Annotated in this window: 29 protein-coding genes, 1 tRNA gene and 1 pseudogene; 10 read left to right on the top strand and 21 right to left on the bottom strand. The window is 64.2% G+C overall.

Annotation, left to right across the window (positions count from 1 at the left end; translation table 11 throughout):
- Nucleotides 1-6: 6 nt before the first annotated feature.
- The 3 genes from ACFDR6_RS25595 to ACFDR6_RS25585 all read right to left on the bottom strand — a co-directional run bounded on the left by ACFDR6_RS25595 (nt 7) and on the right by ACFDR6_RS25585 (nt 2540).
- Nucleotides 7-642 (bottom strand): ATP-dependent Clp protease proteolytic subunit, encoded by a 636-nt coding sequence (locus ACFDR6_RS25595; RefSeq protein WP_212089845.1) that lies wholly within the window; start codon nt 640-642, stop codon nt 7-9.
- A gap of 279 nt (nt 643-921) precedes the next feature.
- The gene (gene tig / locus ACFDR6_RS25590; protein WP_375859933.1) at nt 922-2283 is read right to left on the bottom strand and encodes a trigger factor; all 1362 of its coding nucleotides are present in this window, start codon (nt 2281-2283) and stop codon (nt 922-924) included.
- 172 nt (nt 2284-2455) lie between these two features.
- Nucleotides 2456-2540 (bottom strand) — tRNA-Leu (locus tag ACFDR6_RS25585).
- Between the two features lie 154 nt (nt 2541-2694).
- Between ACFDR6_RS25585 and ACFDR6_RS25580 the strand changes: the two genes are divergently transcribed.
- A complete protein-coding gene (locus ACFDR6_RS25580) occupies nt 2695-4011 on the top strand; it encodes a multicopper oxidase domain-containing protein (RefSeq protein WP_375859931.1) in 1317 nt (438 codons plus the stop codon).
- 9 nt (nt 4012-4020) lie between these two features.
- Here the strand turns inward: ACFDR6_RS25580 and ACFDR6_RS25575 are convergent, their stop codons facing one another.
- The 4 genes from ACFDR6_RS25575 to ACFDR6_RS25560 are packed head-to-tail and all read right to left on the bottom strand — an operon-like array spanning nt 4021 to nt 6579.
- Nucleotides 4021-4308 carry an addiction module antidote protein gene (locus ACFDR6_RS25575; protein ID WP_212089833.1) on the bottom strand — a complete coding sequence of 96 codons (288 nt, stop codon included), beginning with the start codon at nt 4306-4308 and terminating at the stop codon, nt 4021-4023.
- 1 nt (nt 4309) lies between these two features.
- Entirely contained in the window at nt 4310-4606 is a 297-nt protein-coding gene (locus ACFDR6_RS25570; RefSeq protein ID WP_317243831.1) for a type II toxin-antitoxin system RelE/ParE family toxin, read from the bottom strand.
- A gap of 24 nt (nt 4607-4630) precedes the next feature.
- Nucleotides 4631-5080, bottom strand: coding sequence for a GNAT family N-acetyltransferase (locus ACFDR6_RS25565; RefSeq protein WP_375859929.1), 450 nt, complete (start codon nt 5078-5080; stop codon nt 4631-4633).
- Nucleotides 5080-6579, bottom strand: a complete 1500-nt coding sequence (locus tag ACFDR6_RS25560; protein WP_375859928.1) for an NAD(P)H-hydrate dehydratase — start codon at nt 6577-6579, stop codon at nt 5080-5082. The genes ACFDR6_RS25565 and ACFDR6_RS25560 overlap by 1 nt, the downstream gene beginning before the upstream one ends.
- A 382-nt stretch (nt 6580-6961) precedes the next feature.
- Here ACFDR6_RS25560 and ACFDR6_RS25555 point away from each other — a divergent pair, with 382 nt between their 5' ends.
- Together ACFDR6_RS25555 and glnA are read left to right on the top strand one after the other, a co-directional pair.
- Complete coding sequence (locus tag ACFDR6_RS25555; RefSeq protein ID WP_007603495.1) at nt 6962-7300, top strand: P-II family nitrogen regulator; 339 nt, start codon at nt 6962-6964, stop codon at nt 7298-7300.
- A 151-nt stretch (nt 7301-7451) separates the two neighbouring features.
- The gene (gene glnA, locus ACFDR6_RS25550; RefSeq protein ID WP_212089827.1) at nt 7452-8861 is read left to right on the top strand and encodes a type I glutamate--ammonia ligase; all 1410 of its coding nucleotides are present in this window, start codon (nt 7452-7454) and stop codon (nt 8859-8861) included.
- Between the two features lie 380 nt (nt 8862-9241).
- Here glnA and ACFDR6_RS25545 read toward each other — a convergent pair whose 3' ends face one another.
- The 5 genes and pseudogenes from ACFDR6_RS25545 to bla form a co-directional block, all read right to left on the bottom strand.
- On the bottom strand, nt 9242-9853 hold the full coding sequence (locus ACFDR6_RS25545; protein ID WP_375859926.1) for a hypothetical protein: 612 nt from the start codon (nt 9851-9853) through the stop codon (nt 9242-9244).
- 101 nt (nt 9854-9954) lie between these two features.
- Nucleotides 9955-10164, bottom strand: a complete 210-nt coding sequence (locus tag ACFDR6_RS25540; RefSeq protein WP_212090459.1) for a hypothetical protein — start codon at nt 10162-10164, stop codon at nt 9955-9957.
- 148 nt (nt 10165-10312) lie between these two features.
- A pseudogene (locus tag ACFDR6_RS25535) lies at nt 10313-10450 on the bottom strand (TRAP transporter large permease subunit); the annotation flags it as partial.
- Between the two features lie 82 nt (nt 10451-10532).
- The gene (locus ACFDR6_RS25530) at nt 10533-11558 is read right to left on the bottom strand and encodes a DUF1254 domain-containing protein (RefSeq protein ID WP_375859924.1); all 1026 of its coding nucleotides are present in this window, start codon (nt 11556-11558) and stop codon (nt 10533-10535) included.
- On the bottom strand, nt 11555-12514 hold the full coding sequence (gene bla / locus ACFDR6_RS25525) for a subclass B3 metallo-beta-lactamase (RefSeq protein ID WP_375859922.1): 960 nt from the start codon (nt 12512-12514) through the stop codon (nt 11555-11557). The genes ACFDR6_RS25530 and bla overlap by 4 nt, the downstream gene beginning before the upstream one ends.
- Nucleotides 12515-12871: 357 nt before the next feature.
- On the opposite strand from bla, the gene ACFDR6_RS25520 reads away from it, so the two are divergent.
- Complete coding sequence (locus ACFDR6_RS25520) at nt 12872-13675, top strand: adenylate/guanylate cyclase domain-containing protein (RefSeq protein WP_375859921.1); 804 nt, start codon at nt 12872-12874, stop codon at nt 13673-13675.
- A 57-nt stretch (nt 13676-13732) separates the two neighbouring features.
- On the opposite strand, the gene ACFDR6_RS25515 is transcribed toward ACFDR6_RS25520, so the two are convergent.
- Both ACFDR6_RS25515 and ACFDR6_RS25510 read right to left on the bottom strand, forming a co-directional pair.
- On the bottom strand, nt 13733-14506 hold the full coding sequence (locus ACFDR6_RS25515; protein WP_212089823.1) for a gamma-glutamyl-gamma-aminobutyrate hydrolase family protein: 774 nt from the start codon (nt 14504-14506) through the stop codon (nt 13733-13735).
- A gap of 92 nt (nt 14507-14598) precedes the next feature.
- Nucleotides 14599-15333 carry a hypothetical protein gene (locus tag ACFDR6_RS25510; protein WP_375859920.1) on the bottom strand — a complete coding sequence of 245 codons (735 nt, stop codon included), beginning with the start codon at nt 15331-15333 and terminating at the stop codon, nt 14599-14601.
- Between the two features lie 109 nt (nt 15334-15442).
- Between ACFDR6_RS25510 and ACFDR6_RS25505 the strand changes: the two genes are divergently transcribed.
- Nucleotides 15443-16585 (top strand): AI-2E family transporter, encoded by a 1143-nt coding sequence (locus tag ACFDR6_RS25505; RefSeq protein WP_375859918.1) that lies wholly within the window; start codon nt 15443-15445, stop codon nt 16583-16585.
- A gap of 16 nt (nt 16586-16601) precedes the next feature.
- Here ACFDR6_RS25505 and ACFDR6_RS25500 read toward each other — a convergent pair whose 3' ends face one another.
- The 6 genes from ACFDR6_RS25500 to ACFDR6_RS25475 form a co-directional block, all read right to left on the bottom strand.
- Nucleotides 16602-16898: an antibiotic biosynthesis monooxygenase family protein gene (locus tag ACFDR6_RS25500; RefSeq protein WP_035673823.1), complete on the bottom strand. Its 297-nt coding sequence runs from the start codon at nt 16896-16898 to the stop codon at nt 16602-16604.
- A gap of 116 nt (nt 16899-17014) precedes the next feature.
- Nucleotides 17015-17254: a hypothetical protein gene (locus tag ACFDR6_RS25495; RefSeq protein WP_212089821.1), complete on the bottom strand. Its 240-nt coding sequence runs from the start codon at nt 17252-17254 to the stop codon at nt 17015-17017.
- 61 nt (nt 17255-17315) lie between these two features.
- A complete protein-coding gene (locus ACFDR6_RS25490) occupies nt 17316-18536 on the bottom strand; it encodes a GGDEF domain-containing protein (RefSeq protein WP_375859917.1) in 1221 nt (406 codons plus the stop codon).
- Nucleotides 18537-18765: 229 nt separating this feature from the next.
- A complete protein-coding gene (gene rpsI / locus ACFDR6_RS25485) occupies nt 18766-19245 on the bottom strand; it encodes a 30S ribosomal protein S9 (RefSeq protein WP_008547917.1) in 480 nt (159 codons plus the stop codon).
- A 1-nt stretch (nt 19246) separates the two neighbouring features.
- The gene (rplM, locus tag ACFDR6_RS25480; protein WP_375859916.1) at nt 19247-19711 is read right to left on the bottom strand and encodes a 50S ribosomal protein L13; all 465 of its coding nucleotides are present in this window, start codon (nt 19709-19711) and stop codon (nt 19247-19249) included.
- Between the two features lie 157 nt (nt 19712-19868).
- Nucleotides 19869-20297: a PaaI family thioesterase gene (locus ACFDR6_RS25475; RefSeq protein ID WP_212089817.1), complete on the bottom strand. Its 429-nt coding sequence runs from the start codon at nt 20295-20297 to the stop codon at nt 19869-19871.
- A gap of 83 nt (nt 20298-20380) precedes the next feature.
- On the opposite strand from ACFDR6_RS25475, the gene ACFDR6_RS25470 reads away from it, so the two are divergent.
- From ACFDR6_RS25470 to ACFDR6_RS25455, 4 genes are all read left to right on the top strand, one after another.
- Nucleotides 20381-21205: an enoyl-CoA hydratase gene (locus ACFDR6_RS25470; RefSeq protein ID WP_317243821.1), complete on the top strand. Its 825-nt coding sequence runs from the start codon at nt 20381-20383 to the stop codon at nt 21203-21205.
- Between the two features lie 130 nt (nt 21206-21335).
- A complete protein-coding gene (locus ACFDR6_RS25465; RefSeq protein WP_375860022.1) occupies nt 21336-21920 on the top strand; it encodes a CoA-binding protein in 585 nt (194 codons plus the stop codon).
- A 150-nt stretch (nt 21921-22070) separates the two neighbouring features.
- Entirely contained in the window at nt 22071-23351 is a 1281-nt protein-coding gene (locus ACFDR6_RS25460) for an O-acetylhomoserine aminocarboxypropyltransferase (RefSeq protein WP_212089813.1), read from the top strand.
- Nucleotides 23352-23548: 197 nt separating this feature from the next.
- Entirely contained in the window at nt 23549-23893 is a 345-nt protein-coding gene (locus ACFDR6_RS25455; RefSeq protein WP_212089811.1) for a hypothetical protein, read from the top strand.
- 5 nt (nt 23894-23898) lie between these two features.
- Here the strand turns inward: ACFDR6_RS25455 and ACFDR6_RS25450 are convergent, their stop codons facing one another.
- On the bottom strand, nt 23899-24981 hold the full coding sequence (locus ACFDR6_RS25450) for a COX15/CtaA family protein (RefSeq protein WP_317243820.1): 1083 nt from the start codon (nt 24979-24981) through the stop codon (nt 23899-23901).
- Between the two features lie 96 nt (nt 24982-25077).
- Between ACFDR6_RS25450 and ACFDR6_RS25445 the strand changes: the two genes are divergently transcribed.
- Nucleotides 25078-25299, top strand: a complete 222-nt coding sequence (locus ACFDR6_RS25445; RefSeq protein ID WP_212089807.1) for a DUF2842 domain-containing protein — start codon at nt 25078-25080, stop codon at nt 25297-25299.

The following is a 25299-nucleotide window of genomic DNA, read 5'->3' as shown; positions in this document are numbered from 1 at the left end:
GTGGTGCTACGGGGTCTTCGTTCCTGCCGCTTCCTCAGCGCGCTTGTCGATGACCCTGTCGACCAGGCCGAACTCCTTGGCGTCGTTCGCGGTCAGGAACTTGTCGCGTTCCAACGCGTCCTCGATCGACTTGTAGGTCTGGCCGGTGTGCTTCACGTAGATTTCGTTGAGCCGCTTCTTCAGGTTCAGGATTTCCTGGGCGTGCAGCATGATGTCGGTGGCCTGGCCCTGGAAGCCACCGGAAGGCTGATGCACCATGATGCGCGCGTTCGGCAGCGAGAAGCGCATGTCCTTCTCGCCGGCGCAGAGCAGCAGCGAGCCCATCGAGGCGGCCTGCCCCGTGCACAGCGTCGAGACCGGCGGGCGGATGAACTGCATGGTGTCGTAGATGGCAAGACCCGACGTCACCACGCCGCCCGGCGAGTTGATGTACATCGAGATTTCCTTCTTCGGATTTTCCGCCTCGAGGAACAGGAGCTGAGCGACGACCAGCGTCGACATGCCGTCCTCGACCGGCCCGGTCAGAAAGATGATGCGCTCCTTCAGCAGGCGCGAGAAGATGTCGTAGGCGCGCTCGCCACGGTTGGTCTGCTCGACCACCATGGGCACGAGGTTCATGTAGGTTTCAACCGGATCGCGCATGAGTCACCTAGGGTTTTCGGAGACGGACACCGCCGGGCAGGCTTGCCAGTCTGGCTGGATTTGCCGGGGCGGATGGACGTCCTGTGATGCAGGAACTTGGGTAAGAAGCAGAAAGGCTACCGACAGATATAGCCCAATTCGCTCCTGACAAGTGCGGAGCGCATTAAGGCTTAATCCGTCGGGCAGTTGAAGCTGATTCGCACAAAGAGGCCCAGTCGGCCATCTGGCTAGCTGGGCCTCTTTGCCGATCATCCTTAATAGGAGACTATCTCAAACCCTTCAGGCGGCGGTCTTTTCAGCCTCGTCGTCCTTGTAGAGATCCTCGCGCGTGACCTTCTTCTCGGTCACGTTGGCGAGTTCGAGGATGAAGTCGACGACCTTGTCCTCATAGATCGGTGCGCGAAGCTGGGCCAACGCCTGGGCGTTGCTGCGGTAATAGTCCCAGACTTCCTTCTCGCGGCCGGGCATGGAGCGCGCGCGCTCGATCACGGCGCGGCCGACCTCGTCGTCGGTCACGGAGATCTTGTTCTTCTCGCCGATCTCGGAGAGCACGAGGCCGAGCCGCACGCGGCGGTCGGCGATCTTGCGATACTCTTCCTTGGCAGCATCCTCGGTGGTGTCCTCGTCGGCAAAGGTCTTACCGGCGGAATCCATCTCGGCCTTGACCGAGTTCCACATCAGATTGAACTCCTCGTCGACCAGCGAGGGGGGCGCCTCGAAGCGGTGCGCTTCGTCGAGGCGGTCGAGCAGCGCGCGCTTGACGCGCTGGCGCGTCGCGCCGGCGAACTCGGCAACCAGACGCTCGCGCGCGGCTTCCTTCAGCTTGTCCAGCGATTCGAGGCCGAGCGACTTGGCGAACTCGTCGTCGATCGCGAGGTCCTGCGGCGCCTCGATCAGCGTCGCGGTGGTCTCGAACTCGGCCGGCTGGCCGGCGAGCTTCTCGTTCATGTAGTTCTTCGGGAACGACACTTTCAGCGTGCGCGTCTCATTGGCGCCGATGCCGATCAGCTGCTCCTCGAAGCCGGGAATGAAGGTGTTGGAGCCGATGGCGACCTGGATGCCCTCGCCGGTGCCGCCCTCGAAGGCTTCGCCGTTGATGCTGCCCTTGAAGTTGATGGTGACGCGATCACCCGAGGCGGCCTTGGCGCCCTCGCCCTTGTCGGCAAAGCTGCGGTTGGTATCGGCGATGCGCTTGATCGCCTCGTCGACGTCGGCGTCGGTGACGTCGGCGACGGGCTTCTCGACCTCGAAGGTCTTGAAGTCGGCGAGCGCAATCGAAGGCACCACCTCGATCGCGACCGTGTAGGTCAGATCGGTCTTGCCGCTCAGCAGCTCCTCGACCTCGGCCTGCTCGCTCGGCATGGTGATCTTCGGCTCGGTCGCAAGGCGGAAGCCGCGCTCGGAGAACAGCTGCGTGTTGGTGTCGCGGATGGTCTGGTCGATGGTCTCGGCCATCACCGAACGGCCGTAGACCTTCTTCAGGTGAGCGACCGGGACCTTGCCGGGACGGAAGCCGTTGATGCGGACCTTGTCCTTGAGGTCAACGAGCTTGGCACCGGCCTTGGCGTCGAGATCAGACGCGGGAACGCTGATTTTGAACTCGTGCTTCAAACCTTCCGAGAGGGTCTCTGTGACCTGCATGGCGTCCAATCTTCTTCTCTTCGGCCCCGGCGCGCATGCGTCGGGACGCTGTCATCAATCGATCCGGCGCGAGGCAAGCGCCTCAACGCCGGTGCTTCATTGGACCGGCTCCCGGCGGACGAACATCCGCACGAAAGCAGGTCTCGTAATCCGTGCAAACGCGATAAGCGCTTGGTGCGGGCGGAGGGACTCGAACCCCCACAACTTTCGTCACTGGAACCTAAATCCAGCGCGTCTACCAGTTCCGCCACGCCCGCGTGAAGTTGCATCAAGACCGGCCGCGATGCCGCGGGCGGCCGGGCTTATAGCATGTGCCTGACTGTTCGCAGCAAAAAAATGGCCCGATGGAGGCAGGCTTTACGTAGGCACGACGGCTGGACTTATCCAGCGCGCCGTGGTCCGGATCGGCCGATGAAACCTGGGATCTTCGACCCGACCCGACGCGATCTTTTGGCCGGACTTTCGGCAGGACTTGGCGCCTCGGCCGCCGGGCTGTTGGCGGGTGGCGCAGGGCCGCTCGTGACCGCCCAGCTCGCGCTTCAGGCAAGGCCGTCAACGCTGGCTCTGAGGCCGGGGCAGCCGCCGACCCCCATCTGGGAGCTCGCCGCCGCAAACCATCTCAGGGACGTCCGTCTGAGGCGTGGCGACCGTTGCGAAGTGGTGTTTCGGAACGACCTGCCTGTGCCGCTTGCGCCAGTCTGGTACGGCCTCAGCGGGGGAGCCCCGGCCGACCCGCTCCGGGGCCGCGCCCCTGCGCCGCCAAATGCGGTTGAAACATCAATCATTTCAATTCCCAATGCCGGAACCTTGCTGGCCGACTTCCGCCTGTTCGAGGACGACCTGAAGCAGCCGACGCGCCCGCGTCCGATCATCGCGGCCGAGGCCAGCCCGGTTGCCGTCGACCGCGACGAGGTTCTGCTGATCGAGGAATGGCGCCTGCGGCCGGATGGCACCGCGGTCCCACCGGGCCAGGCCCCGAACGACGCGGCGACGCTCTACACGATCAACGGACAGACTTCATTCGAACTCTCAGCCCCAAGCCATCAGCGGCTGCGGCTGCGCTTTATCAACGGCTCGCAACGTACTGTCCTCGCAATCAAATTGGAGAGCCACGACGTCCGCGTGATGGCCTTGGACGGGCAGCCCGCCGAGCCGTTCTCAGCCCGAAACGGCGCCCTGGTGCTGGCACCGGGCGCACGCGCCGACGCCTTCGTGGATGCGGCCACATCGGCCGCATTGCTGCTGCATGACGGCAAGGAGGCGCGCCAGGTCGGCCGTCTCATGATATCAGGCACACTGGAACGGCGCGCGCCGCCCCCGCCTGCACAGTCGCTCCCGCCGAACGACCTGCCCGAAAAACTCGACCTGAAAGGCGCCCTGCGGTTCGATGTCGCGCTTGGCGCAACCGACGCCGGCTGGATCCGGCCTGCGGCCTTCTCCACCGCCTCGACGCCGGCCTTCCGCTGCCGGCCCGGCCGCACCGTCGTGCTGGCCCTGAAGAACCCTGCCCCCGCAACCACCGTCTTCCACCTGCACGGCCCGCCCTTCCGCCTGCTCGACAGGCTCGACGACGGCTGGAAGCCCTACTGGCTGGACACGCTCGCGATCGAGCCCGGCCAGACCCAGCGCATCGCGTTCGCGCCGACCTCTCCCGGACGATGGCTGATCGAATCCGTCGCAACCGACTGGGCCGCGCCACGGCTGGTGCGATGGTACGCGGTGGAGTGAGGCGCGCGGTTAAGCGTGCGGCTTGGCGGTGAGTTCAATTCCAAGAGCCTTCATCACCGCGATCGTCGTCTTGAGCGTCGGGTTACCGTTGGTGCTGAACGAACGATAGAGTTGCTCACGCGACAGGCCCGTGTCTTTGGCGATCTGCGTCATCCCTTTGGCGCGAGCGACGACACCAAGCGCATGCGCGATATAGGCAGCATCCTCGGTCTTGAATGCCTCCTCCATGAAGATGGCGATGGCCTCGTCGGACTGAAGGTCCTCGGCTGGATCATAGGTCGTCAGCTTCTCGCCCATCTTACTCGCTCCACGTCTCGGCCAGGCGCTTGGCCGCCTTGATGTCTTTCGCCTGCGTGCTCTTGTCGCCACCGCACAGCAAAACGATGATGAGGCTGCCCCGCTTCTCGAAATAGATGCGATAGCCGGGGCCGTGATGAATACGCAGCTCGCTTACTCCGTCGCCCACCGACTCAACATCACCGGCATGTCCTTGAGCTAACCGATCCAGTCGCGAGGCGATCAGGGCCTTGGCGCGCTCGTCTCGGAGCCGCGATCGCCACTTCCGAAACGTTTCAGTCTGCTTGAGCTCAACCACATGTAGTTTTTAGACTACAATCCATCAAAGATCAACTGGCGCACGCGTCCAGAGGTAGCGGACGTCCGGCTCCCGCTCCTCGTTCCGCGCCCCGTCCGTCTGCTCGACCAGTTCGAACCCGCGCGCCTCGTAGAAGCGTCGCGCCGTTGCGTTGCGCTGAAAGGTCCAGAGCTCCAACCGCTCGCAGACGCCCTTGGCGACGTAGAGGAGCTCGGTGCCGACGCCCCGGCCTTGGGCGGTCGGAAGCACATAGAGCTGCTCGACGCAGCCCTCGCGGAGCGCGATGATCCCGCTCAGTTCGCCATCGTCGAAGCATCCCCACACCCGGCACGTCGGAGAGACACGCTCGCGATAGAACCAGCGATCCTCGTCCGGCGTGTGCAGCCCGGCGAGCCACGGCATCGCCCGGTCGAACGCGATCCGATGCACCCGCGCAGCTGCGCCCATATTCACGAGCGCGAGCTGTCTAAGCACTAATACTCTACCCCCAGCGCAGAATAGATCCGCCGGTGCACGGCCGGCAGCGTCTCGGTGAGGTCTTCCGCGATCAGGCCCGGTCCCGCCTCGCTTGCCGCCTCGCCATGCATCCAGACGCCGATGCTGGCGGCTTCGAACGCCGGCACGCCCTGCGCCAGCAGTCCTGCGATGATGCCGGAGAGGACGTCGCCTGCGCCGGCGGTAGCGAGCCAGGGCGGCGCGTTGGCGGCGATGGTGGCGCGGCCGTCGGGAGCGGCGATGGTGGTGTCGGGCCCCTTCAGCAGCACGACGGCGCCGCAGCGCTCGCCGGCGGCGCGCACGCGCTCCAGCTTGGAGCGGCCCGGATGCTTGTTGCTGAGGTCGGAGAACAGGCGCGGAAACTCGCCTTCGTGCGGCGTCAGCACCACCGCATTGTCACCTGAGGACTTGATCGATTCGAACAGGCGCTCGGGGGTTGCGGCAAAGCTCGTCAGCGCATCGGCATCGAGCACCAGATGACGCTGCGCGCTCAACGCGGTGTGGACGAGATCGCGGGTGCGCTCACCGATGCCTGCGCCGGGACCGATGATGCAGGTGCCGTAGCGCTTGTCGCCGAGCAGCTCGCCGAACTCGATCGCCGTGTCGACGGGACGAACCATGACGGCCGTGAGCGCGGCCGCGTTGATCGCGACTGCATCGCGCGGGCTCGCCAGCGTCACCAGGCCCGCCCCTGCCCGCAGCGCGCCGCGCGCTGCCAGCCTCGCCGCGCCGGTCGCCGTCGCATCGCCCGAGACCGCCAGCACATGACCCCGCGCGTATTTGTGGCCGTCCATGCGCGGCACCGGAAAAGCGCCACCCCAGAAATCCGGATCGTTCTCGAAAGTCTGCGGCGCGATCTCGTCCAGCACCTGCGCGTCGATGCCGATGTCGGCGACGCGCACACGGCCGCAATGCATCCGGCCCGGCAGCAGCAGATGCGCCGGCTTCTTGCGGAAGAAGGTGACGGTCTCGGTGGCATTCACCGCCGCGCCCATCACCGCCGCGCTGGTGCCGTTGATGCCGCTCGGCAGGTCGATCGCGAGCACCGGGGCGCCGTTGGCGTTGATCGCCTCGATCATCGCGCGCGCCTCGCCGTCGACAGGACGGCTGAGGCCGGCGCCGAACAGCGCGTCGATGATCAGCGCGGGCCGTCCGATCGCCTGCGGGTTGAACGGAAGCAGCGGATGCTTCCAGCCGCGCGCGGCGGAGGCCGCATCGCCCTGGAGCTGGTCGCGTTCGCACGCCGCGATCACCGAGACCTCGCGGCCCTGGGCGGCGAGCTCGGCGGCTGCGACAAAACCATCACCGCCATTGTTGCCGGGCCCGGCCACGATCAGGATCGGCCCCTCCTCCACCAGCGCCTGGGCAGCATCAGCGACCGCCTGGCCCGCGCTGAGCATCAGCTTGAAACCGGGCGTGCCGGCCGCGATGGCGAGCTGGTCCGCGCGCTGCATTTCGGCGTTGGTCAGAACTTCCATGCCACTTCCCTAGTACAATCGCCTTTTCAACAGGCATCTTCCGTGCCGATCCGACGCGGGGAACAACGATCTGCACACATATTGAACCGTTTGCCTATTTCGTAGTCTTCGGTATTTTGTGCAGGTCGGCGCCACACTCAGAGATGCTCGTTAAAAGGCTGATAACGCTTCAATAATCAGGGCATTTGCAACTTGGCATAGACCCTGCTTTCGAGGAAGCCGCTTCGGTCCGTCGTGCTCACTGGCATTTATCAGGGTGTCGCCGGCCGTTGTAGGCCGGACAGGTCAGGGATCCCGGCTTAGCGAAGACAAGATCGTGCGTTGAGAGAAGCGCATCCTGACGAAGACGTTGCATTTTGTTCGAAAGGCCGGGAGGCGCGCAGTGAAGAAAATCGAAGCCATCATCAAGCCATTCAAGCTCGACGAGGTGAAGGAAGCGCTTCAGGAAGTCGGCCTTCAGGGCATCACCGTCACCGAAGCCAAGGGGTTTGGCCGGCAGAAGGGGCACGCCGAGCTGTACCGCGGCGCAGAATACATCGTCGATTTCCTGCCCAAGGTGAAGATCGAGATCGTGATCGGCGACGATCTGGTCGAGCGCGCCATCGACGCCATCCGCCGCGCCGCGCAGACCGGGCGCATCGGCGACGGTAAGATCTTCGTCTCCAACATCGAAGAGGCGATCCGCATCCGAACCGGCGAATCCGGGCTGGACGCTATCTGAACCGGGTGCTATCCCGAATTTTGCGACACTCCGACTAGAAATAAGGCTGCTTCGGCGGCCTGATTTCGTTTGTGCGGTCGCGCAAAACTCGCTCGAGCGAGAATAATTTTGCTCATCTGGAAACCGACCCGCAGAGCCAAAAGGGGTATGCATGAAGACCGCCAAAGACGTCCTGAAATCGATCAAGGACAACGACGTCAAATACGTCGACCTGCGCTTCACCGATCCGCGCGGCAAGTGGCAGCATGTGACGTTCGACGTCAGCATGATCGATGACGACATCTTCGCCGAGGGAACGATGTTCGACGGCTCCTCGATCGCCGGCTGGAAGGCGATCAACGAGTCCGACATGTGCCTGATGCCCGACCCGGTCACTGCGACGATCGACCCGTTCTTCGCCGAGACCACCATGGTCATCACCTGCGACGTGCTCGAGCCGACCACCGGCGAGCCCTACAACCGCGACCCCCGCGGCATCGCCAAGAAGGCCGAAGCCATGGTGAAGTCGATGGGCGTGGGCGACAGCGTGTTCGTCGGCCCCGAAGCCGAGTTCTTCGTGTTCGACGACGTGCGCTATTCCGCCGATCCCTACAAGACCGGCTTCCGCCTCGATTCCTCGGAGCTGCCGACCAACTCCGACACCGAATATGAAGGCGGCAATCTCGGCCACCGCATCCGCACCAAGGGCGGCTACTTCCCCGTGCCGCCGCAGGACTCGGTGCAGGACATGCGCTCCGAGATGCTCGGGGCCATGGCCAAGATGGGCGTCAAGGTCGAGAAGCACCATCACGAGGTCGCCTCCGCCCAGCACGAACTCGGGATGAAGTTCGACACGCTGACGCTGATGGCCGACCATATGCAGATCTACAAATACTGCATCCACCAGGTCGCGCATATCTACGGCAAGACCGCCACCTTCATGCCGAAGCCGATCTACGGCGACAACGGCTCGGGAATGCACGTGCACCAGTCGATCTGGAAGGACGGCAAGCCGGTGTTCGCCGGCAACAAATACGCCGATCTGTCGGAGACCTGCCTGCACTACATCGGCGGCATCATCAAGCACGCCAAGGCGATCAACGCCTTCACCAACCCGTCGACCAACTCGTACAAGCGTCTGGTCCCGGGCTATGAGGCCCCCGTGCTGCTCGCCTACTCCGCGCGCAACCGCTCGGCCTCCTGCCGCATCCCCTACACCGCTTCGCCGAAGGCCAAGCGCGTCGAGGTGCGCTTCCCCGATCCGATGGCCAATCCCTATCTCGGCTTCGCCGCGATGCTGATGGCCGGCCTCGACGGCATCAAGAACAAGATCGATCCGGGTCCGGCGATGGACAAGGACCTCTACGACCTGCCGAAGGAAGAGCTGAAGCAGATCCCGACCGTCTGCGGTTCGCTGCGCGAGGCGCTTGAAAACCTCGACAAGGACCGCGGCTTCCTCAAGGCCGGCGGCGTGTTCGACGACGACTTCATCGACGCTTACATCGAGCTGAAGATGACCGAAGTCGCCCGCTTCGAAATGACCCCGCACCCGGTCGAGTTCGAGATGTACTATTCGAACTAAGCGACCCGGACTTCATGCGACAAGCAAAAGGCGCTCCGAACGGAGCGCCTTTTCGTTTCAGCGATATTGAAATCGAAGCTCCCGACCTGCCGTCAAGGCGGGTGAAAAGCTGGATCAAGCCGAGCCGGACGATTGGCTGGCGCGCCTTCGCTTCGTCCGCATGGCGGCCGTGTCGCTTGCGTCTCGGACACGTCGGCTTTCGTTCTGCATCTGACTCCACTTCGTTCTCAAAGAACAAATCAGATCCGCAAAACAGCCACGGACCAATTCCTACCGATTGGTTTATTTCACCCGAGATTTCGGACGCGCATTGGATGGGTGGCGCAGTCGTCACTCTTGTCCAACAAGCGCAGCGTAAGGATGGCGAACGCGCGGCATCGTCACTTGTCCGGAAAGTTGACGCCGATCTCGGTCACGACGGGCGCCCATTTCACCAGCGCCGCGTTGTCGGAGGCCGCCTTGACGCCGTCACCGGACAACGCTTTCGGCGCGCCGGTCTTCCCACCGAAACGGATCGTCATCCGGCAGCCACCTTGCATCGGACGTCCGAGCGCCCCGCCCTTCCAGTCGGTGACGAAACCGCCATAGTCCCATTCGAAGCCGCTGACGAGGAACGGCTTGCCGTTGGCCTTCTGCACGTCGGCAAGGGAGGATCCGATCGTGACACCGGCGACGTTCCACAGACTGGGCCTGCCTGCATCGCGCAAGGTCAGGCCGGAGGCGCGCCCGGCCTTGTCGTCGGTGAAGGCAATCTCGATGCGACGGTCCCTCGCCTTCGGGAACAGCACGACCCCCTTGTAGCGTTCGCCCTCGGCGCCAGGCACCTCCTGCACCACGGCGTCCTTGCCGTAGCGCTGTTTCAGGCTCTTCTCGGTGTCGTCAGGCGCCACCGGCGACGTGCAGGTGATCGGCCCCTCCTGCGGCGGCGCGGTTTGGGCCGATGCGGAGAACGCAGGCAGGAGCAGAGCGATGGCGGTGATGATGCGCGTCATCGGATGCAATTCCAATTTGAGAAACGCGTTGGATGGTCGCGCGTAGGGATGATCCGGCGCCCAGGATTGAACGAAGCGAAGTTCCGCCGATGAAGATGTCCTCAGCGGACAACGCCTGCCGCGTCGTCATCGCTTGGGATGAGCCAGTCGAGCCCGATCAGGCAAACTTCGAGCAAAACGAAAGCGACAATGCCGCCGAACCAGCCGAAGAACACGATGGAAAAGGTCCCGAGCAAGATTGCGCAAAATACGTCGGCAAGCACCTTGCAGATGCGGAAGTCTCTGTCTTGTCCAGATGGGAAATACGGCATCGGGCTCTCCTAATGCTGCTCCGGGCTCGGATTTAGCCACAGCACGAGGTGACCGTCTACTCCACCGGCCGATTTCACGCACAGAGCAAACGCGGAGCCCGCGAAGAGTGCGATCTGAAGGAGCGATGGGCCCCCAGGCGCCTAGGTAGGTGCCTGTGATGGTACCGAGGATGAAGCCGACGATGATCACGCAATAGCCGAGACCGCCACGAATGGGACCGAACAACTGCCCCATCGAATCCGGCATGTCCTCTGCGAGGCAGCATCGTTTGAGGATCGTGCCTAACGCAATTCAGGCGCTCGCTCCTGCGAGGAAGGCGCGTTCCGCTTCGGAGCAGAAAAGAAATCCAGCCAAGGCCAGCGATAAACTACGACGCGCGCTGCGGCGGCGGCGGCTTCCAACTCCCGTCGAGGATTTCCTGCCGCGGACGATAGAGCCGTATCGTGTAATTCCAGCCTTTCATGATCGGAAGGCAGTTCGGCGTCGCCTTGCCGCAGCCGCCGAACTGTATCACGACGGCGCCGCTCGGGTCGGGCGTCGCCGTGAGGTTGTTCAGAGAATACGCGTCGAGCGCGTTCTTCTGGAAAAATCCTTTCTCGTTATAGAGGCTGACCGACCAGAACCCGTCGACCGGCACGGCCTTCAAGGTGAGGCGATAGACGCCCTTGCCGTCGTTTTGCGGCGGATGATAGCTCTGATAATCGGCCGCGCTGCGTGGGTTGCCGCCCCATCCGATCGCGGTGCCGACGAGATGATCGAATGGGTCGACCTCGCCTTTCCTGCCGAACCGGTCGACAACGCCGCCCAGCGAGCCGAGCGCTTCGAGGGAGCTGCGCGCCTTATCCTGCGATGTCTTGTCCCAGCGCGGCACCTCGAACTTGCCGGCAGACGCCTGTTCGACCTTGATGCCATCCTGGATGACATTCGCAGCCTTCACGTCCTGCGGGCTTGCCGAGTCCACGAGCGTGCGAATGATGACGTAGACGTAGCGTGTTCCCACCCTGTCCTTTGAATAGGTGAACGTGCCAGGACCGTAGACGACATCCGTCGTGTAATGTTCCTGGGAGATCACCTGCATCGACATGAAGCGCTTGCCGGCGTCCGGCAGCGTGATCGTGACCGGCGCGGCGTCGAGATCGAACACACCGGACGAATAGAGCGTGTCGCGGTTCATGCGCACGACGTCCTGCTTGTCGATCGATGCCACCGCGCGGCGGTGCCGGAGCTTGCCGAAGGCGCCGTCGTCCACGGCAGCCTTGCGGAAATAGAGATCGGTCTCGGCGCGAACGAAATTGTGCACATTGACCATCTTGGGCGCTTGGTCCCCGATCTCGGCGGCGACGGCGGGGACCGCCAGCATTAGCAGCAGCGATAGACAGGCCACGCGGCTCATTTGGAGCCTCCCTTTGGAATGCCCATTTCCTCGTCGACCTCGTCCTCGAAGGCGCGCTTCTTGTCGGCGATGAAGCGGCGATATCCCTCCGGATCGATCCAGGCTTTCACGCCCTCCGTCCTGGCGCGCTCGCGCTTGCCTTCGAGGTCGTAATATTCATTGTGCTGCGCCAGCCAGATGTCGGGCCTGAGCATTTCGAGCGCATGGTGTGTCCGGCGGTAGTCATCGGCAATGCCGGGATAGGATGGACTTTTCGCCAATCGATAACCGGGATTGAAGCCGGCGCCGTCGGGGAAGGCAACGATCAAAGGCTTGCCGTCGACGACGAGGTTGGCGATCCAGGTCGTCGCGCCCCTGGTATGGCCCGGCGTGTGGTAAGCGGTCAGCAGCACGTCGCCCATCTTGATGGTGTCGCCATCGCGCAGGATGCGATCGACCTTGACGGGCGGATAGGTGAGATCATTGCCATACTTGAAGTCGTCGGCATCGCCGCTTTCCATCGCCGCGACGTCGTCCTTCATGACGGCAAGTTCGGCCGCGAACCGCTCCTTGAGCCAGGCAAAGGCACCGGCATGGTCCACGTGAGCATGGCCGTTGATCATGAGCTTGATGTCTTCCGGTTTGAAGCCGAGCTTACGGATGGAATCGACGATCATGGGCCCCGACGAAGGCATTCCGGTATTCATCAGAATGTGGCCCTCGGCGGTCGTGAGAAGAAAGATGCCGAGGCCCTTGGTGCCGACGAAATGGATTGGACCGACGATACTGACCGGCTCGGTCGGCTCCTCCCACTTCAGCGCCTTCTTCGCCAGCGTGACGAAGAGTTTGTTGTCGTTGGCGAGTTGCTCCTTGGTTGGAGCATTGGGAGGCTTGGTCTGTGCCACCGCCTGGGCCGTTGCGAGGTGAAGGACCGTAGCGGCGATCAGAATCGCACCAACTCTGTCTGGAGAAGCCATCGTCATCTCCCCGAGCCCGGGTCTGCGGTGCTCCCGAGCATAGGCGGAAATGCAGCGAATGGAAGTCCGCGCCGGCATCCGCAGAGCGATGGCTCCTCATGGCGGCCGCCCGCGAGGCGTCGGGCAAAACAGCGCGCTTCGCGATCGTCACGAGATGCGGGCTGGGCTTGCGGTGGACGCGGTAGCGCCGGCGCGACATGCCCGATGACAGGGCGGGCAACCGTGAGTCTTCAGGCGGCGACGTTGCGCCGCAGAGCCGGGAGCCCATTCCCAATGGTGCGCGAGTTTCGTTGCCGGTTTCCAGCCCGCGGTCTAGGATGGAAGAGACTGACTTCGGGCGATCGAACGAGAAGTTTGATGTCTGACCCCAGGGACGAGCAGGGTCGCAACGCGTTTTGGCAAAAGATGCTGTCCGGCGAGCACCCCACGCTCCGCCGCGGCCGCACGGTGATGCGCATGCTGTCGCCAACCGCGGACAACCGCTGCCGGCTCTGTTGCGTGGGTTTCGATGGCTTCACCGCGCCAGCCTTGCGGCTTGCGGGCTTTCGGCCGTGGCGGCGCAATCCGCACATCTGCGAGCAGTGCGAGACAGTGCTTGCCAAAGAGCGGGGCGGCGCCGAGGTCGAGATCGCGATGCTCTATGCCGACGTACGCGGATCGACCCAGCTTGCTGCGCGCATGGGCCCAACCGAGTTTGCGGCGCTCATGCAGCGTTTTTTCCGCGTGGCAACCGACGTGTTCGCCGAGACCGACGCCGTGGTCGACAAGATGGTTGGCGACGAGGTGATCGGAATTTTTCTACCTGGCTTTTCGGGCCGCGATTATCGTCAGCATGCGGTCAACGCCGGGCTCGCGCTTCTGCGCGCGACCGGACATGACGATCCCGCGGGCCCCTGGCTTTCCATTGGCGTCGGCGTGCATGCGGGCAAGACGTTTGTCGGCTCGATCGGCGTGGAGGACGGCAACTACCAGTTTGCCGCGCTTGGAGACCCCATGAACTTCTGCGCACGGCTGGTCGCAGCGGCCAGGGGCGGCGAGATCATCATCAGCCCGGCGGTCTGGGACGAAGCATCGACCGGCATCGCGGCCGAGCAGCGCAGCTTGCTTCTCAAGGGTTACCCCGCCCCCATCAACGCCTATGTCGCAAAGCTCACGCGTTGATGTCCAGTCGCTCCTGCGAGCCTTCGAGGGCGGTCCGCTATTGGCGCCGAGCGTGCCCTACGCCGCCGCCTTCTGCCGCGCGACCAGCGCTTCGCCGAAGGCCTCGAACAGCTTGCGGTTGATCGGATTGTGCTGGGGATCGTATTCGGCGTGCCATTGCACGCCGAGCGCAAAGGTCGGGGCTTCCGCGATGCGGATCGCCTCGATGGTGCCGTCCTCGGCGATGCCCTCGATCAGCACGCGCTTTCCGGGCTCCAATATGCCCTGCCCGTGCAGCGAATTCACCCGGATCTTCTCGCAGCCGAGCAACTGCGCGAATGCTCCGCCCGGCGTCAGGTCGACGTCGTGACGGTCGGCGAACACGACGGTCGGATCGGGATGGATCTCGCCGTTCTCGAGCCGGGGCATGCGATGATTCATGCGGCCGGGAATCTCGCGGATCTCGGGATGAAGCGAGCCGCCGAAGGCGACGTTCATCTCCTGGAGGCCACGGCAGATGCCGAACAGCGGAATGCCGCGGGATACGCAGGCGACCGAAAGCGCCAGCGCCACCTCGTCGCGGTGGATATCGTAGGGCTCGTGCCGCTCACACGGGTCGACGTTGAAGCGGGTGGGATGGACGTTGGCGCGGGCGCCGGTGAGCACGATCCCATCGACCACGTCCAGCAGCGCGCCGATATCGGTGATATCGGGCGCGGCCGCGACGATCAGCGGCAAGCCACCGGAGACCTCGGCCACGGCGCGCAGGTTTCGCTCGCCGACCATCTGGACCTGAAATCGATTTTCGACGCGATGGGAATTCCCGATCACGCCGACGACCGGCTTTCTCATCTGTCGTTCCGTGCCTCGCCGCCGCAGAAGATTCTCCAAAGATGCCCCTCCGATGGAACAAATTCAACAGAAGGGATCGCGGGACGGCAATGCTATTTTCGCGTAAAGGCCTCCCGGGCCTCGCCCTCGACGGGCAGGCCGGCGGCCTTCAGGGCGGTCGCCGCCGGATCGCCCTCCGCGGCCAGCCAGGGCAGTTTCTCGTTGATTCCGCGCGTCACGGGGTCCCCGAGCACCCCGCCGAAATCAATCGGCCAAAACCCGTTGGGCACGACCTCGGCCGTGATGCCGCGGATCGCATAGCCCTCGCCCAGCACCGCCTCCGCATGGTCGCCGGCGACAAGGCGCGCGGTCTTGGGATCATTGAGATCGCCAAAGCTCACGAGCACGGGAACGAGATCTCCCTGCACCGGAACGACGCCGGTTTGCCGGTGGATATCGTTGAACGCGACGCGGTTGCCGCGCGAGGCGCCATAGGCGCGGAGCGCGACATAGTTGATGTCGTCGAAGTCCAGCTTGGCGCCCTGCCGGTGCGCCAGCAAGGCCACCAGATTCCTCCCTTGGCCGAGGTCTTGGCCGAGGGCGACGAACACCGCCTCCCCGCGCATGGCGGTGCGGCCGCCGCGGTTATAGTTGCGGTCGGGCACGACGGCGAGAATGCCGGACGCGGACTTGATCCCGTCAGGCGTCGTCACCTCGACCGTGAGGCGGAATTTGTGGCCGGGCCGGTTGATGCGGATCTGGTCGCCGATCACGAGCACGGCCAGGAGCCCGAGCAGACCGACCCATTTGCTGATGAAGCTCAAGCCGCCCCCATTGTTCTTCCTCATGGCTCTGCACCGTCAGCGCGCCGGCGTCAAACCAGCGCGTTGACGCGGTCTTGATCGGAAGTGCGTTTGTCGAGAGAGTGCAGCGCGCACTGCGCTGAAAGGACCCGATGTGACCATGTCGAAAGATGAACGCTCACGGACCCGCGGCGACCTGGCTTGGGCGATCTCGGTCGGGGGCATCGGCGTCGTGCTGTTTACGGCAATGCTGCTCTTCACCTGGTATTTCGCCGCCACCTTGCTCCTGATCTTCACCGGCATGCTGCTCGGTCTCGGCCTCAACGCGCTGACCATCGCTCTCGGCCGCCGCGTGCCGCTGCCGCATGCGGTGCGACTCACGATCGTGTGCACCGCGCTCGCCCTGATGCTCGCCGGCATCGCCTATCTCGGCGGCGCCACCATCGCCGAGCAGGCTTCGCTGCTGAGCAAGACCCTCAAGTCGCAGCTCGTCAACGTCAGGTCCTTCCTCGATAGCCACGGCATCGACACCAGCTTCTTCGATCTCGGCAACGGTGCGTCGGATTCGTCGGTCAGTGCGTCATCGGAGGCGACGCCCTCGCCGGCAGCGCCCACGCGCGGTCCCTTGCCCGGCGCGGGCGCGCTGGCCTCCAGCGGCGGCGCGATCGTGAGCCAGACCGTCAAGCTGCTGCTCGGCACCATCCACGGCGTCGGCAACATCTTCATCGTGCTGTTCCTGGGCTTCGCCTTCGCCGCCCAGCCCGCCGTCTATCACGACGGCCTGCTGTTCCTGGCACCGGCGAGGCACCGCACCCGCGTCGCCCTCGTCATCGACCGCATCGCTGAGACATTGGAGCGCTGGCTGATCGCGCAGATCGTCGTCATGCTCGCGGTCGGCGCCGTGACCTGGATCGGGCTTGCCCTCATCGGCATCCCCGGCGCGTTCATCCTGGGGATTCAGGCCGGCCTGCTCGCCTTCATCCCGACCGTCGGGGCCATCATCGCCGGCGTGATCGTGGTGCTGGCAAGCCTCGCTTCGGGCTGGATCCCGGCGCTGTCGGCCTTTCTGCTTTTCATGGGCGTTCACGCCATGGAAAGCTACGTGCTGACGCCGATCCTGCAGCGGCAGGCGCTCGACATCCCGCCGGCCACGCTGTTCGCGTTCCAGATCGTGCTCGGCGTCGTGTTCGGAATCTGGGGCCTGGCACTGGCGTTGCCGCTGGTCGCCATCGCCAAGGTCATGATCGACCACTTCAAGACGTATGAGGAGGCGCCGCCCCTGGCCGAGGCGGCGTAATACGTCATGAAGCAGATCAGGTCGTCAGCACGGTCTCGGTGTGCTCGACCTCAGGGGGCGAGGCAAAATACTGGCCGACGAGACCGCGCCATTCGGTGAAATTCTCCGAGCCGCGGAAATCGACGGTGTGGTTCTCCAGCGTGGCCCATTTCACCATGAGCCGGTAGCGCTGCGGCTTCTCGATCGATTTGTGCAACTCGAAGCCGTGAAACCCCTTCGAGCGGCCGAAAGCGGCCTTGGCCTTGGCGACGGCGGCCTCGAAGTCCTTCTCGCTGCCCGGCTTGACGTCGATTTGCGCGATCTCGGTGATCATCGGTTTCCACCCGTTTTTGTTCGATGGGCGTGTCTACCGCAGCCGGCCAAAAAGAAAAAGGCGCCGAAACGGCGGCTTGGTCGGCCAAAAAATGCAGGTCTCCTGATGCAGGTCACTCAGACCAGCAGCAGAACCGTGCCCGTCACGATGAGGGCGCAACCGACGAACAGCACGAGCGGCCAGTGGCTGCGGCGGCTTTGCGCGTAGCGTCCCTGCGCGCGGCGCTCGCTGATCAGCGCGCTCTCATATTCATCCGCGGTCGAGAACAGACAGGCGAAACCGCTGCGCGCCGACGCTGCAGCGGCTTCGAGCGACATCAGGGCGGCTTGCGGGTTCTGTCGACGGATCGATTCCATGACCGCAATGGTAGGGATCGAATGGTAAACAGAAGATTTACCGCAATGCCGCCTTGCGTCTTTAGGCGGTAGCCGGCCGCGCCTGCGGCGCACCAATCCGCGCCGCGCTCTGGCGGCGCCAATTCTCCAGCGACAGCGGCAGCTCCTCCGCCGCCTCGACGCGGTTACGGCCGCCGCGCTTGGCCTGGTAGAGCGCGGTGTCGGCCGAAGCCAGCAGCACCTCGAGCTCGGTGCCGGCCGGACCGCCGGCGACGCCGATGCTGACGGTGGTGTCGACCGGGCCCTCATCGACCACGACGCCGGAGGTCTCGAACGCTTCGCGCACGCGCTCGGCGACCAGCACGCCCTCCTCCAGCGAACACGGCAGCAGCGCTGCGAATTCCTCGCCGCCGATGCGGCCCGACAGGTCGGTGATGCGCAAATTGCTGACGACGACGGTCGAAAACAGTTTCAGCATCTCGTCGCCGGCCGGATGGCCGAAACGATCGTTGATCGACTTGAAGTGGTCGATATCGAAGATCATCACGGTCACGGGACGTCCGGCCTTGGCCTCGCGCTCGATCACGCGACTGCAAGCTTCCGAGAAGCCGCGCCGGTTGAGCATGCCGGTCATGGGATCGGTGGATGCTGCGGTCCGGTGGGCGGTGACGGTGCGCTCGGACACCAGCATGAAGATCACGAACACGGTGCCGACGGCATAGAGCACGAGCTCGACCGCGAACACGGTGACCCAGATGCTCGAGGAGAAGCCGGCATCGTACGGGCGCATGAAGCTGCCGATCAAAATCGGCAGCATCAACACGCAGCCGTGCACCACCGGCACCACGAAGGCCGGCCAGCGTCGCTGCAGGCTCTTGCGCCGCTCGTTCCAGAGCTCGCTTGCGGTCAGCGCCGCATAGACCGAGAGGATGCCGGCACCGGCGATCATGCGCAGCATGGATGCCGCAGGATCGAGCAGCGTGACGGCGGCGACCCAGGCGAGCGCGCCGAGCACGAGGCCTGGCCAGTTCGGCTTGCGGCCGTGGAAGACGCGCGCCGCATTCCACACCATGCCGCAGGCGACGAAGCCGACCGCATTTAACGCGAGATAGAGATGCGGGCCCAGCCTGTCGCCGGCCGCGGTCCACAGCGCAACGGATGCGGCACCGAGTAGATAGGCGGTGCCCCACCATTTCAACGCAGGACTGTTTTCCTGCGTGCCGAAAAACACCATCATGGCGCCGAGCAGTGCGGCAACCATGGTGGCGACCAAATAGAGCGTGATGCTATCGAGCGACATCATGTCGGCCCCCTTTAGAACATAGCAGTTGCGCGACCGGCCCGGCCGGTTTGCGCGCCCTTCCGAATGCAACGCTAGGTCCTGCGAGTTCCATTCAGGTTTTTGCGCCGCCCCAAGTTTTCGGGAAACACTCCATCAATTTGCGTACAAACGAACAACAAAAAGGGCGCCGAAAACAGCGCCCTTTTGCATCTCATTGGAACCGCTTTCGCGGCGAATATGACCGAAGCGATTAACGCTTCGAGAACTGGAAGGACCGGCGGGCCTTGGCCTTGCCGTACTTCTTGCGCTCGACCACGCGCGAGTCGCGGGTCAGGAAGCCGCCCTTCTTGAGCACGCTTCGCAGCTCCGGCTCGAAATAGGTCAGCGCCTTGGAGATGCCGTGGCGGACCGCGCCGGCCTGGCCGGACAGACCGCCGCCGGCAACCGTGCAGATCACGTCGTATTGGCCGGAACGCGCGGCCACGGAGAACGGCTGCTCGATCATCATGCGCAGCACGGGACGGGCGAAATAGACCTCGACCTCGCGCGAGTTGACGGTGACCTTGCCAGCGCCCGGCTTGATCCAGACGCGGGCGACCGCGTCCTTGCGCTTGCCGGTGGCATAGGCGCGGTTGAACTTGTCGACCTTCTTCTCGTGCTTGGGCGCGTCGGGCGCGGCCGCCGTTTTGAGCTGCGAGAGCTGGTCGAGCGACTGGATGGATTCGGCCATGTTATGCGGCCCTCGTGTTCTTGCGGTTCAACTTGGCGATGTTGATCTTCTCGGGGGTCTGAGCCTCGTGCGGATGATCGGCGCCGCCGTAGACACGCAGGTTGCCCATCTGCACGCGACCGAGCGGGCCACGCGGGATCATGCGCTCGACGGCCTTCTCGAGCACGCGCTCGGGATGCTTGCCCTCGAGGATCTGGCGCGCGGTGCGCTCCTTGACGTGGCCGACATAGCCGGTGTGCTTGTAGTAGGTCTTCTGCTCGCGCTTGCGACCGGTGAGGACCGCATGCTGCGCGTTGATGATGATGACGTTGTCGCCGCAATCAACGTGCGGGGTGTAGGTCGGGAGGTGCTTGCCGCGCAGGCGCATGGCGACGATGGTGGCGAGACGGCCGACGACCAGACCCTTGGCGTCGATCAGCACCCACTTCTTCGTCACCTCAGCCGGCTTTGCCGAAAAGGTTTTCATGTCAGAGTTTCCGTGGACGGGGAGCATCGGCGCGAACACCGCACCGGACTGCGCGGGTTCTAGAGAAGAGACGCGCAACGGTCAATGGCCGAAGATGGAAATTATATCTGCAATATCAGCTACTTAAAAATATGGTGCGATATTACCTGCGAAAAGCTCAAACATTTGGAATGGAATAGGTCGAGGTGACATGGGCGATCGGATCGGGCGAGGTGCCGGACAACAGCTTCACTTCCCCGACCGCCAGCCGCTTGCCGAGCTTGAGCAGCCGCGCCTCGGCCAGCACGTCCTGGCCGGGCTGGCCCTTGCGCAGGAAATTGATGTTGAGATTGGTGGTCACGGCGAGCCCGATCGGCCCGATCGCCGACAGGAGCACCACGTACATGGCGAAATCGGCGAGCGCCATCAGCGTCGGGCCGGACACGGTTCCGCCCGGCCGCAGCATCCTTTCGCTGTAGCGCTGGCGCAAAAGGCAGGTCTGGCCGTCGGCGCTTTCGATCATGATGTCGTCGCCGCTGAAGGCCTGGGGAAACTCATGGCGGAGAAACTGCTCGAGCTCCGCCACGCTCATTTTCGCTAACGCCATGCTGTTCCCACCCTCGCTTCACGTTCCCTGTTACATTAAGTTATCTGCGTCATCCAAACGCAATAATCCAACGGAAACGCTCGATGTCCGGCCAGGCCGCCCGCGCCCCCTCCCCGCAACCGCCGATCCTGCTGCGCGAGACCGCAGGCTCCATCGCGGTCCTGACCCTCAACCGCCCGGCCGCACGCAACAGCCTGTCGGAAGCGATGATTGCCAGCCTGCATGCCGAGCTTAACGAGATCCGTGACGACAAGGCCGTCCGCGGCGTCGTGATCGCGGCCAACGGCCCCGCCTTCTCCGCCGGCCACGACATGAAGGAGCTGACCGCGCGCCGCACCGACCCCGATCGCGGCCGTGCGTTCTTCGCCGAGATGATGAATGCCTGCAGCGCGATGATGCAGGCGATCGTGCATCTGCCAAAGCCGGTGGTCGCTGCCGTCCAGGGCATCGCGACGGCGGCGGGCTGCCAGCTCGTGGCAAGCTGCGATCTCGCCATTGCCTCTGACGCAGCGCACTTCGCCACCCCCGGCGTCGACATCGGCCTGTTCTGCTCGACGCCGATGGTGGCGCTGTCGCGCAACGTGCCGCGCAAGCAGGCGATGGAGATGCTGCTGACGGGCGAGCCGATCCCGGCGGTGCGCGCCCGCGAGATCGGACTCGTCAACCACGTGGTGCCCGCCGGTACCGAACTCGGTGCCGCGATCGAACTCGCGCAACGCGTCGCGCTGAAATCTGCCTACACCGTCAAGCTCGGCAAGGAGGCGTTCTATCGCCAGGCCGAGATGAGCCTCGCGGACGCCTATCGCTATGCGGCCGAAGTGATGACCGAGAACATGATGGCGCGAGATGCCGAGGAAGGCATCGGCGCGTTCATCGAGAAGCGCACGCCGGCATGGCGGGACGAGTAACTGCAACTTCTTGCACCGTCATTCCGGGGTGATACGAAGCATCGAGCTATGGTGCGCAATTGCGCACCTGAGAATCTCGAGATTCCGGGTCGGCTCTTCGAGCCGCCCGGAATGACGAATGAAGGATCACATGAACCACGACGCCTATCCCGACAATTACATCCGCGGCATCCTCAACAGCGTGAAGTCGATCGCGATGGTCGGCGCCTCGCCGATCAATGTGCGGCCGAGCTATTTCGCGTTCAAATATCTGGCGCAGCGCGGCTACGACATGATCCCGGTCAATCCCGGCCATGTCGGCAAGGAGTTGCTCGGAAAGCCCTTCGTCGCCTCGCTCGCAGACATCGGCCGTCCCATCGACATGATCGACATCTTTCGCAACTCGAGCCACATCATGCCTGTGGTCGAAGAGGCGCTCACGCTCGATCCGCTGCCGAAGGTGATCTGGATGCAGCTCGGCGCGCGCGATGAAGCGGCCGCGCTGAAGGCGGAATCGGTTGGTATCAAGGTGGTGATGAACCGCTGCCCCAAGATCGAATATGGCCGCTTGTCGTCCGAGATCTCCTGGATGGGGGTGAACTCGCGCACGCTCAGTTCCAAGCGCGCGCCGGCACCGACGCAGGGCATGCGGCTATCCCTCAATCGGATGAGTGTCGGCGGTGGCGAGACCGCAGCATCGGATCGCGCCGCCAAAAACAAGACCGAGCAAAGCTGACGCAATCACGAAAGATTCCTTTCGCGAACGCGACAATGCGTAGCACGATCATGCCCAAATGGCATTGATGTGAAGCGGCACCTTGACGGCGGGCACCGCGCCCATCAGCATGCCGCGCGATTTCAGACCAAAGAAAACAGGACGCCCTCAATGAGCGATCGCCTTCCGGGATTTTCAACCCTCGCCGTGCATGCCGGTGCACAGCCCGACCCCACCACCGGTGCGCGCGCGACTCCGATTTATCAAACGACCTCGTTCGTCTTCAACGATGCCGACCACGCCGCCTCGCTGTTCGGCCTGCAGGCATTCGGCAACATCTATACCCGCATCGGCAATCCCACCAACGCTGTGCTGGAAGAGCGCGTCGCGGCCCTCGAAGGCGGCACGGCTGCGCTTGCGGTGGCCTCGGGCCACGCCGCGCAGGTCGTGATATTGCAGCAACTGCTCCAGCCCGGCGACGAGTTCATCGCCGCGCGAAAGCTCTATGGCGGCTCGATCAACCAGTTCACGCATGCGTTCAAGAGCTTCGGCTGGAACGTGGTGTGGGCCGATCCCGATGACATCGCAAGCTTCGAGCGCGCCGTGACGCCGCGCACCAAGGCGATCTTCATCGAGTCCATCGCCAATCCCGCCGGCAGCATCACCGACATCGAGGCGATCTCGACCGTGGCGCGCAAGGCCGGCGTGCCGCTGATCGTCGACAACACGCTCGCTTCGCCCTATCTGATCCGCCCGATCGACCACGGCGCCGACATCGTCGTGCACTCGCTGACGAAATTCCTCGGCGGTCACGGCAATTCGCTCGGCGGCATCATCGTCGATGCCGGTACCTTCGACTGGTCCACCGGCGGCAAGTATCCGATGCTGTCGGAGCCGCGGCCCGAATATCACGGCATCCGCCTGCAGGAGACCTTCGGCAATTTCGCCTTCGCGATCGCCTGCCGCGTGCTCGGCCTGCGCGACCTCGGTCCCGCGCTGTCGCCGTTCAATGCCTTCATGATCCTGACCGGTATCGAGACGCTGCCGTTGCGCATGCAGAAGCACTGCGACAACGCCAAGGCCGTCGCTGAATTCCTCGCGGGACATCCGGCGGTCGCCTCCGTCAACTATGCCGGCCTTGCCAGCGACAAGTACAACCAGCTCGCACGCAAATACGCGCCGAAGGGCGCGGGCGCCGTGTTCACCTTCAGCCTGAAGGGCGGCTATGACGCCGGCGTCAGCCTGGTGTCGAAACTGCAGCTGTTCTCGCATCTGGCCAATGTCGGCGACACCCGCTCGCTGGTCATCCATCCGGCCTCGACCACGCACAGCCAGCTCGACGATGCCGCCAAGGTGAAGTCCGGCGCCGGCCCCGACGTGGTGCGGCTCTCGGTCGGCATCGAGGACAAGGAAGATCTGATCGCGGATCTGGAGCAGGCGCTGGGGGCGTAAGATCACTCTCGTCACTCCGGGGCGCGCGACAGCGCGAACCCGGACTCTCGATATTTCCTTGCAAGCTCTAGATTCCGGGGTCGATCCTGCAGGACCGCCCCGGAATGACGGTCGCGAGACGACCGTCGGTTAACAGTCGTTAACCATATCTGCCGCATACATCGTCGCTGGATCGCCCTTTTGATTCGGAGCCGAAGATGTTGCGCTGGATGATGCCTGCCCTGGCAGTGACGCTGACGGTATCGGCTGCCGTTGCCGCCGACCTGCCGGCCACGCCGAAGCGGCGGGCCGCCGCTCTGCCGCAGGAGCCGCCGAAGGTCTATGTCGAGACCGATCCGGACGCCCTGATCTCGCCGGCCTATGGCATCGGCAGCTACATCCGCAACCTGCCGGGCACACCGCTGCTGCCGGGCTCGCACACGCTGCCGGGCTACTACGGCCGCCCGTGGAGCTACGATTATCAAGGCGCGTATTACGGCGGGAAGCAAGTCGATTATTTCTGGCGGCTGCCCTATGCCTGCGGAGTCTACGGCTATTGCTGATCCGATCAGCCGGCCTGACCGACCGGAACCGCGCGCGGCTGCGCGTGCGCCTGCTGGCGTGAAACGAGCCGTTCCACCTGCACCACCGCAAGCGTCAGCACCACGATCGCAACTGCCTGGTGCGACAGCGCAAGATCAATCGGCACCTGGTTGACCAGCGTGAGAATGCCGAGCACCGCCTGCAGGCTCACCGCCGCGAACAGCCACAGCGCACCGCTCGCAGCCGCCCCTGCCCGTGAGCGCACCGCGTCGATCGCGTGCAGCGCCGCCAGCGCGAACAGAAAATAGGCCGTCATGCGGTGCTCGAACTGCACCGTCAGCACATTGTCGAACATGTTGCGCCACCACGGCGTCTCGAACCACAGCCGCTCCGCCGACGGAATGAACGCGCCGTCGATCTGCGGCCAGGTATTGTAGGCACGCCCGGCGCGCAGGCCCGCGACCAGCGCGCCGAAATAGATTTGCACGACGGTGACGCAGAGGAGCAGCGCGCTCGTGAAGCGCAGGCGCGCCGACGCTGCGATCTGCGGCCGCTCCCGGAGCCGCCGCACCGTCCAGACGATGCCGGCGAAGATCAGCAGCGCCAGCATCAGATGCGCCGCCAGCCGATATTGCGACACCTCGGTGCGTCCCGAAAGACCCGAGGCGACCATCCACCAGCCGACCGCACCTTGCAGGCCGCCGAGCGCGAACAACAGCCACAGCCGCCGCTTCAATTCGCCGGACAGGCCACCACGCCACAGGAAGAACAGGAACGGCAAGAGATAGGCGACGCCGATGAAGCGGCCGAGCAAGCGGTGGCTCCACTCCCACCAGAAGATCTGCTTGAACTCGGACAGGCTCATGCCCGCGTTGAGCTCGCGATATTGCGGGATCTGCTTGTAGGCCTCGAACGCCTCGGACCACTGCGCCTCCGACAGCGGCGGCACGCTGCCCGTAACCGGCTTCCATTCGACGATGGAGAGTCCGGATTCCGTCAGCCGCGTCGCGCCGCCGACCAGCACCATCAGTGCAATCAGCGCGGCGACGACAATCAGCCACCAGCGCACGGCGCGATGCGGGTTGGTTGGAACGGAATTTGTCGTCATTTCAGGGGTTAAAACCAGGGCTTGAACCGGACTGCGTGCCCCTTATAGTCCCCCGCTCCCGCAGCGCAAGTTACGCGAAGGCCGCAAGCTCCCGCCATGACGATCCGCACCCGCAAGTTCCTCGGCGCCATCCTGCTCCTGGTGCTGGCCACCGTATGGGCCCTGCTCGGCATGGCGGCCGCGCAGATGCCCTGGATTGCCGAGTCCGGCTGGCGGCAGGCCATCTATTACGTCGTCGTCGGCATGGGCTGGGTGCTGCCTGCGATGCCGATCGTGAGCTGGATGCAGCGTCCCGATCGCGCCAGATCCAATTCGTAG

The sequence above is a fragment of the Bradyrhizobium tunisiense genome (assembly GCF_042263385.1).
In the GTDB taxonomy this organism is placed as follows: domain Bacteria; phylum Pseudomonadota; class Alphaproteobacteria; order Rhizobiales; family Xanthobacteraceae; genus Bradyrhizobium; species Bradyrhizobium tunisiense.
The sequence above is the reverse complement of the archived record's forward strand: the minus strand, read 5'-3'. Positions and strand labels throughout refer to the sequence as shown.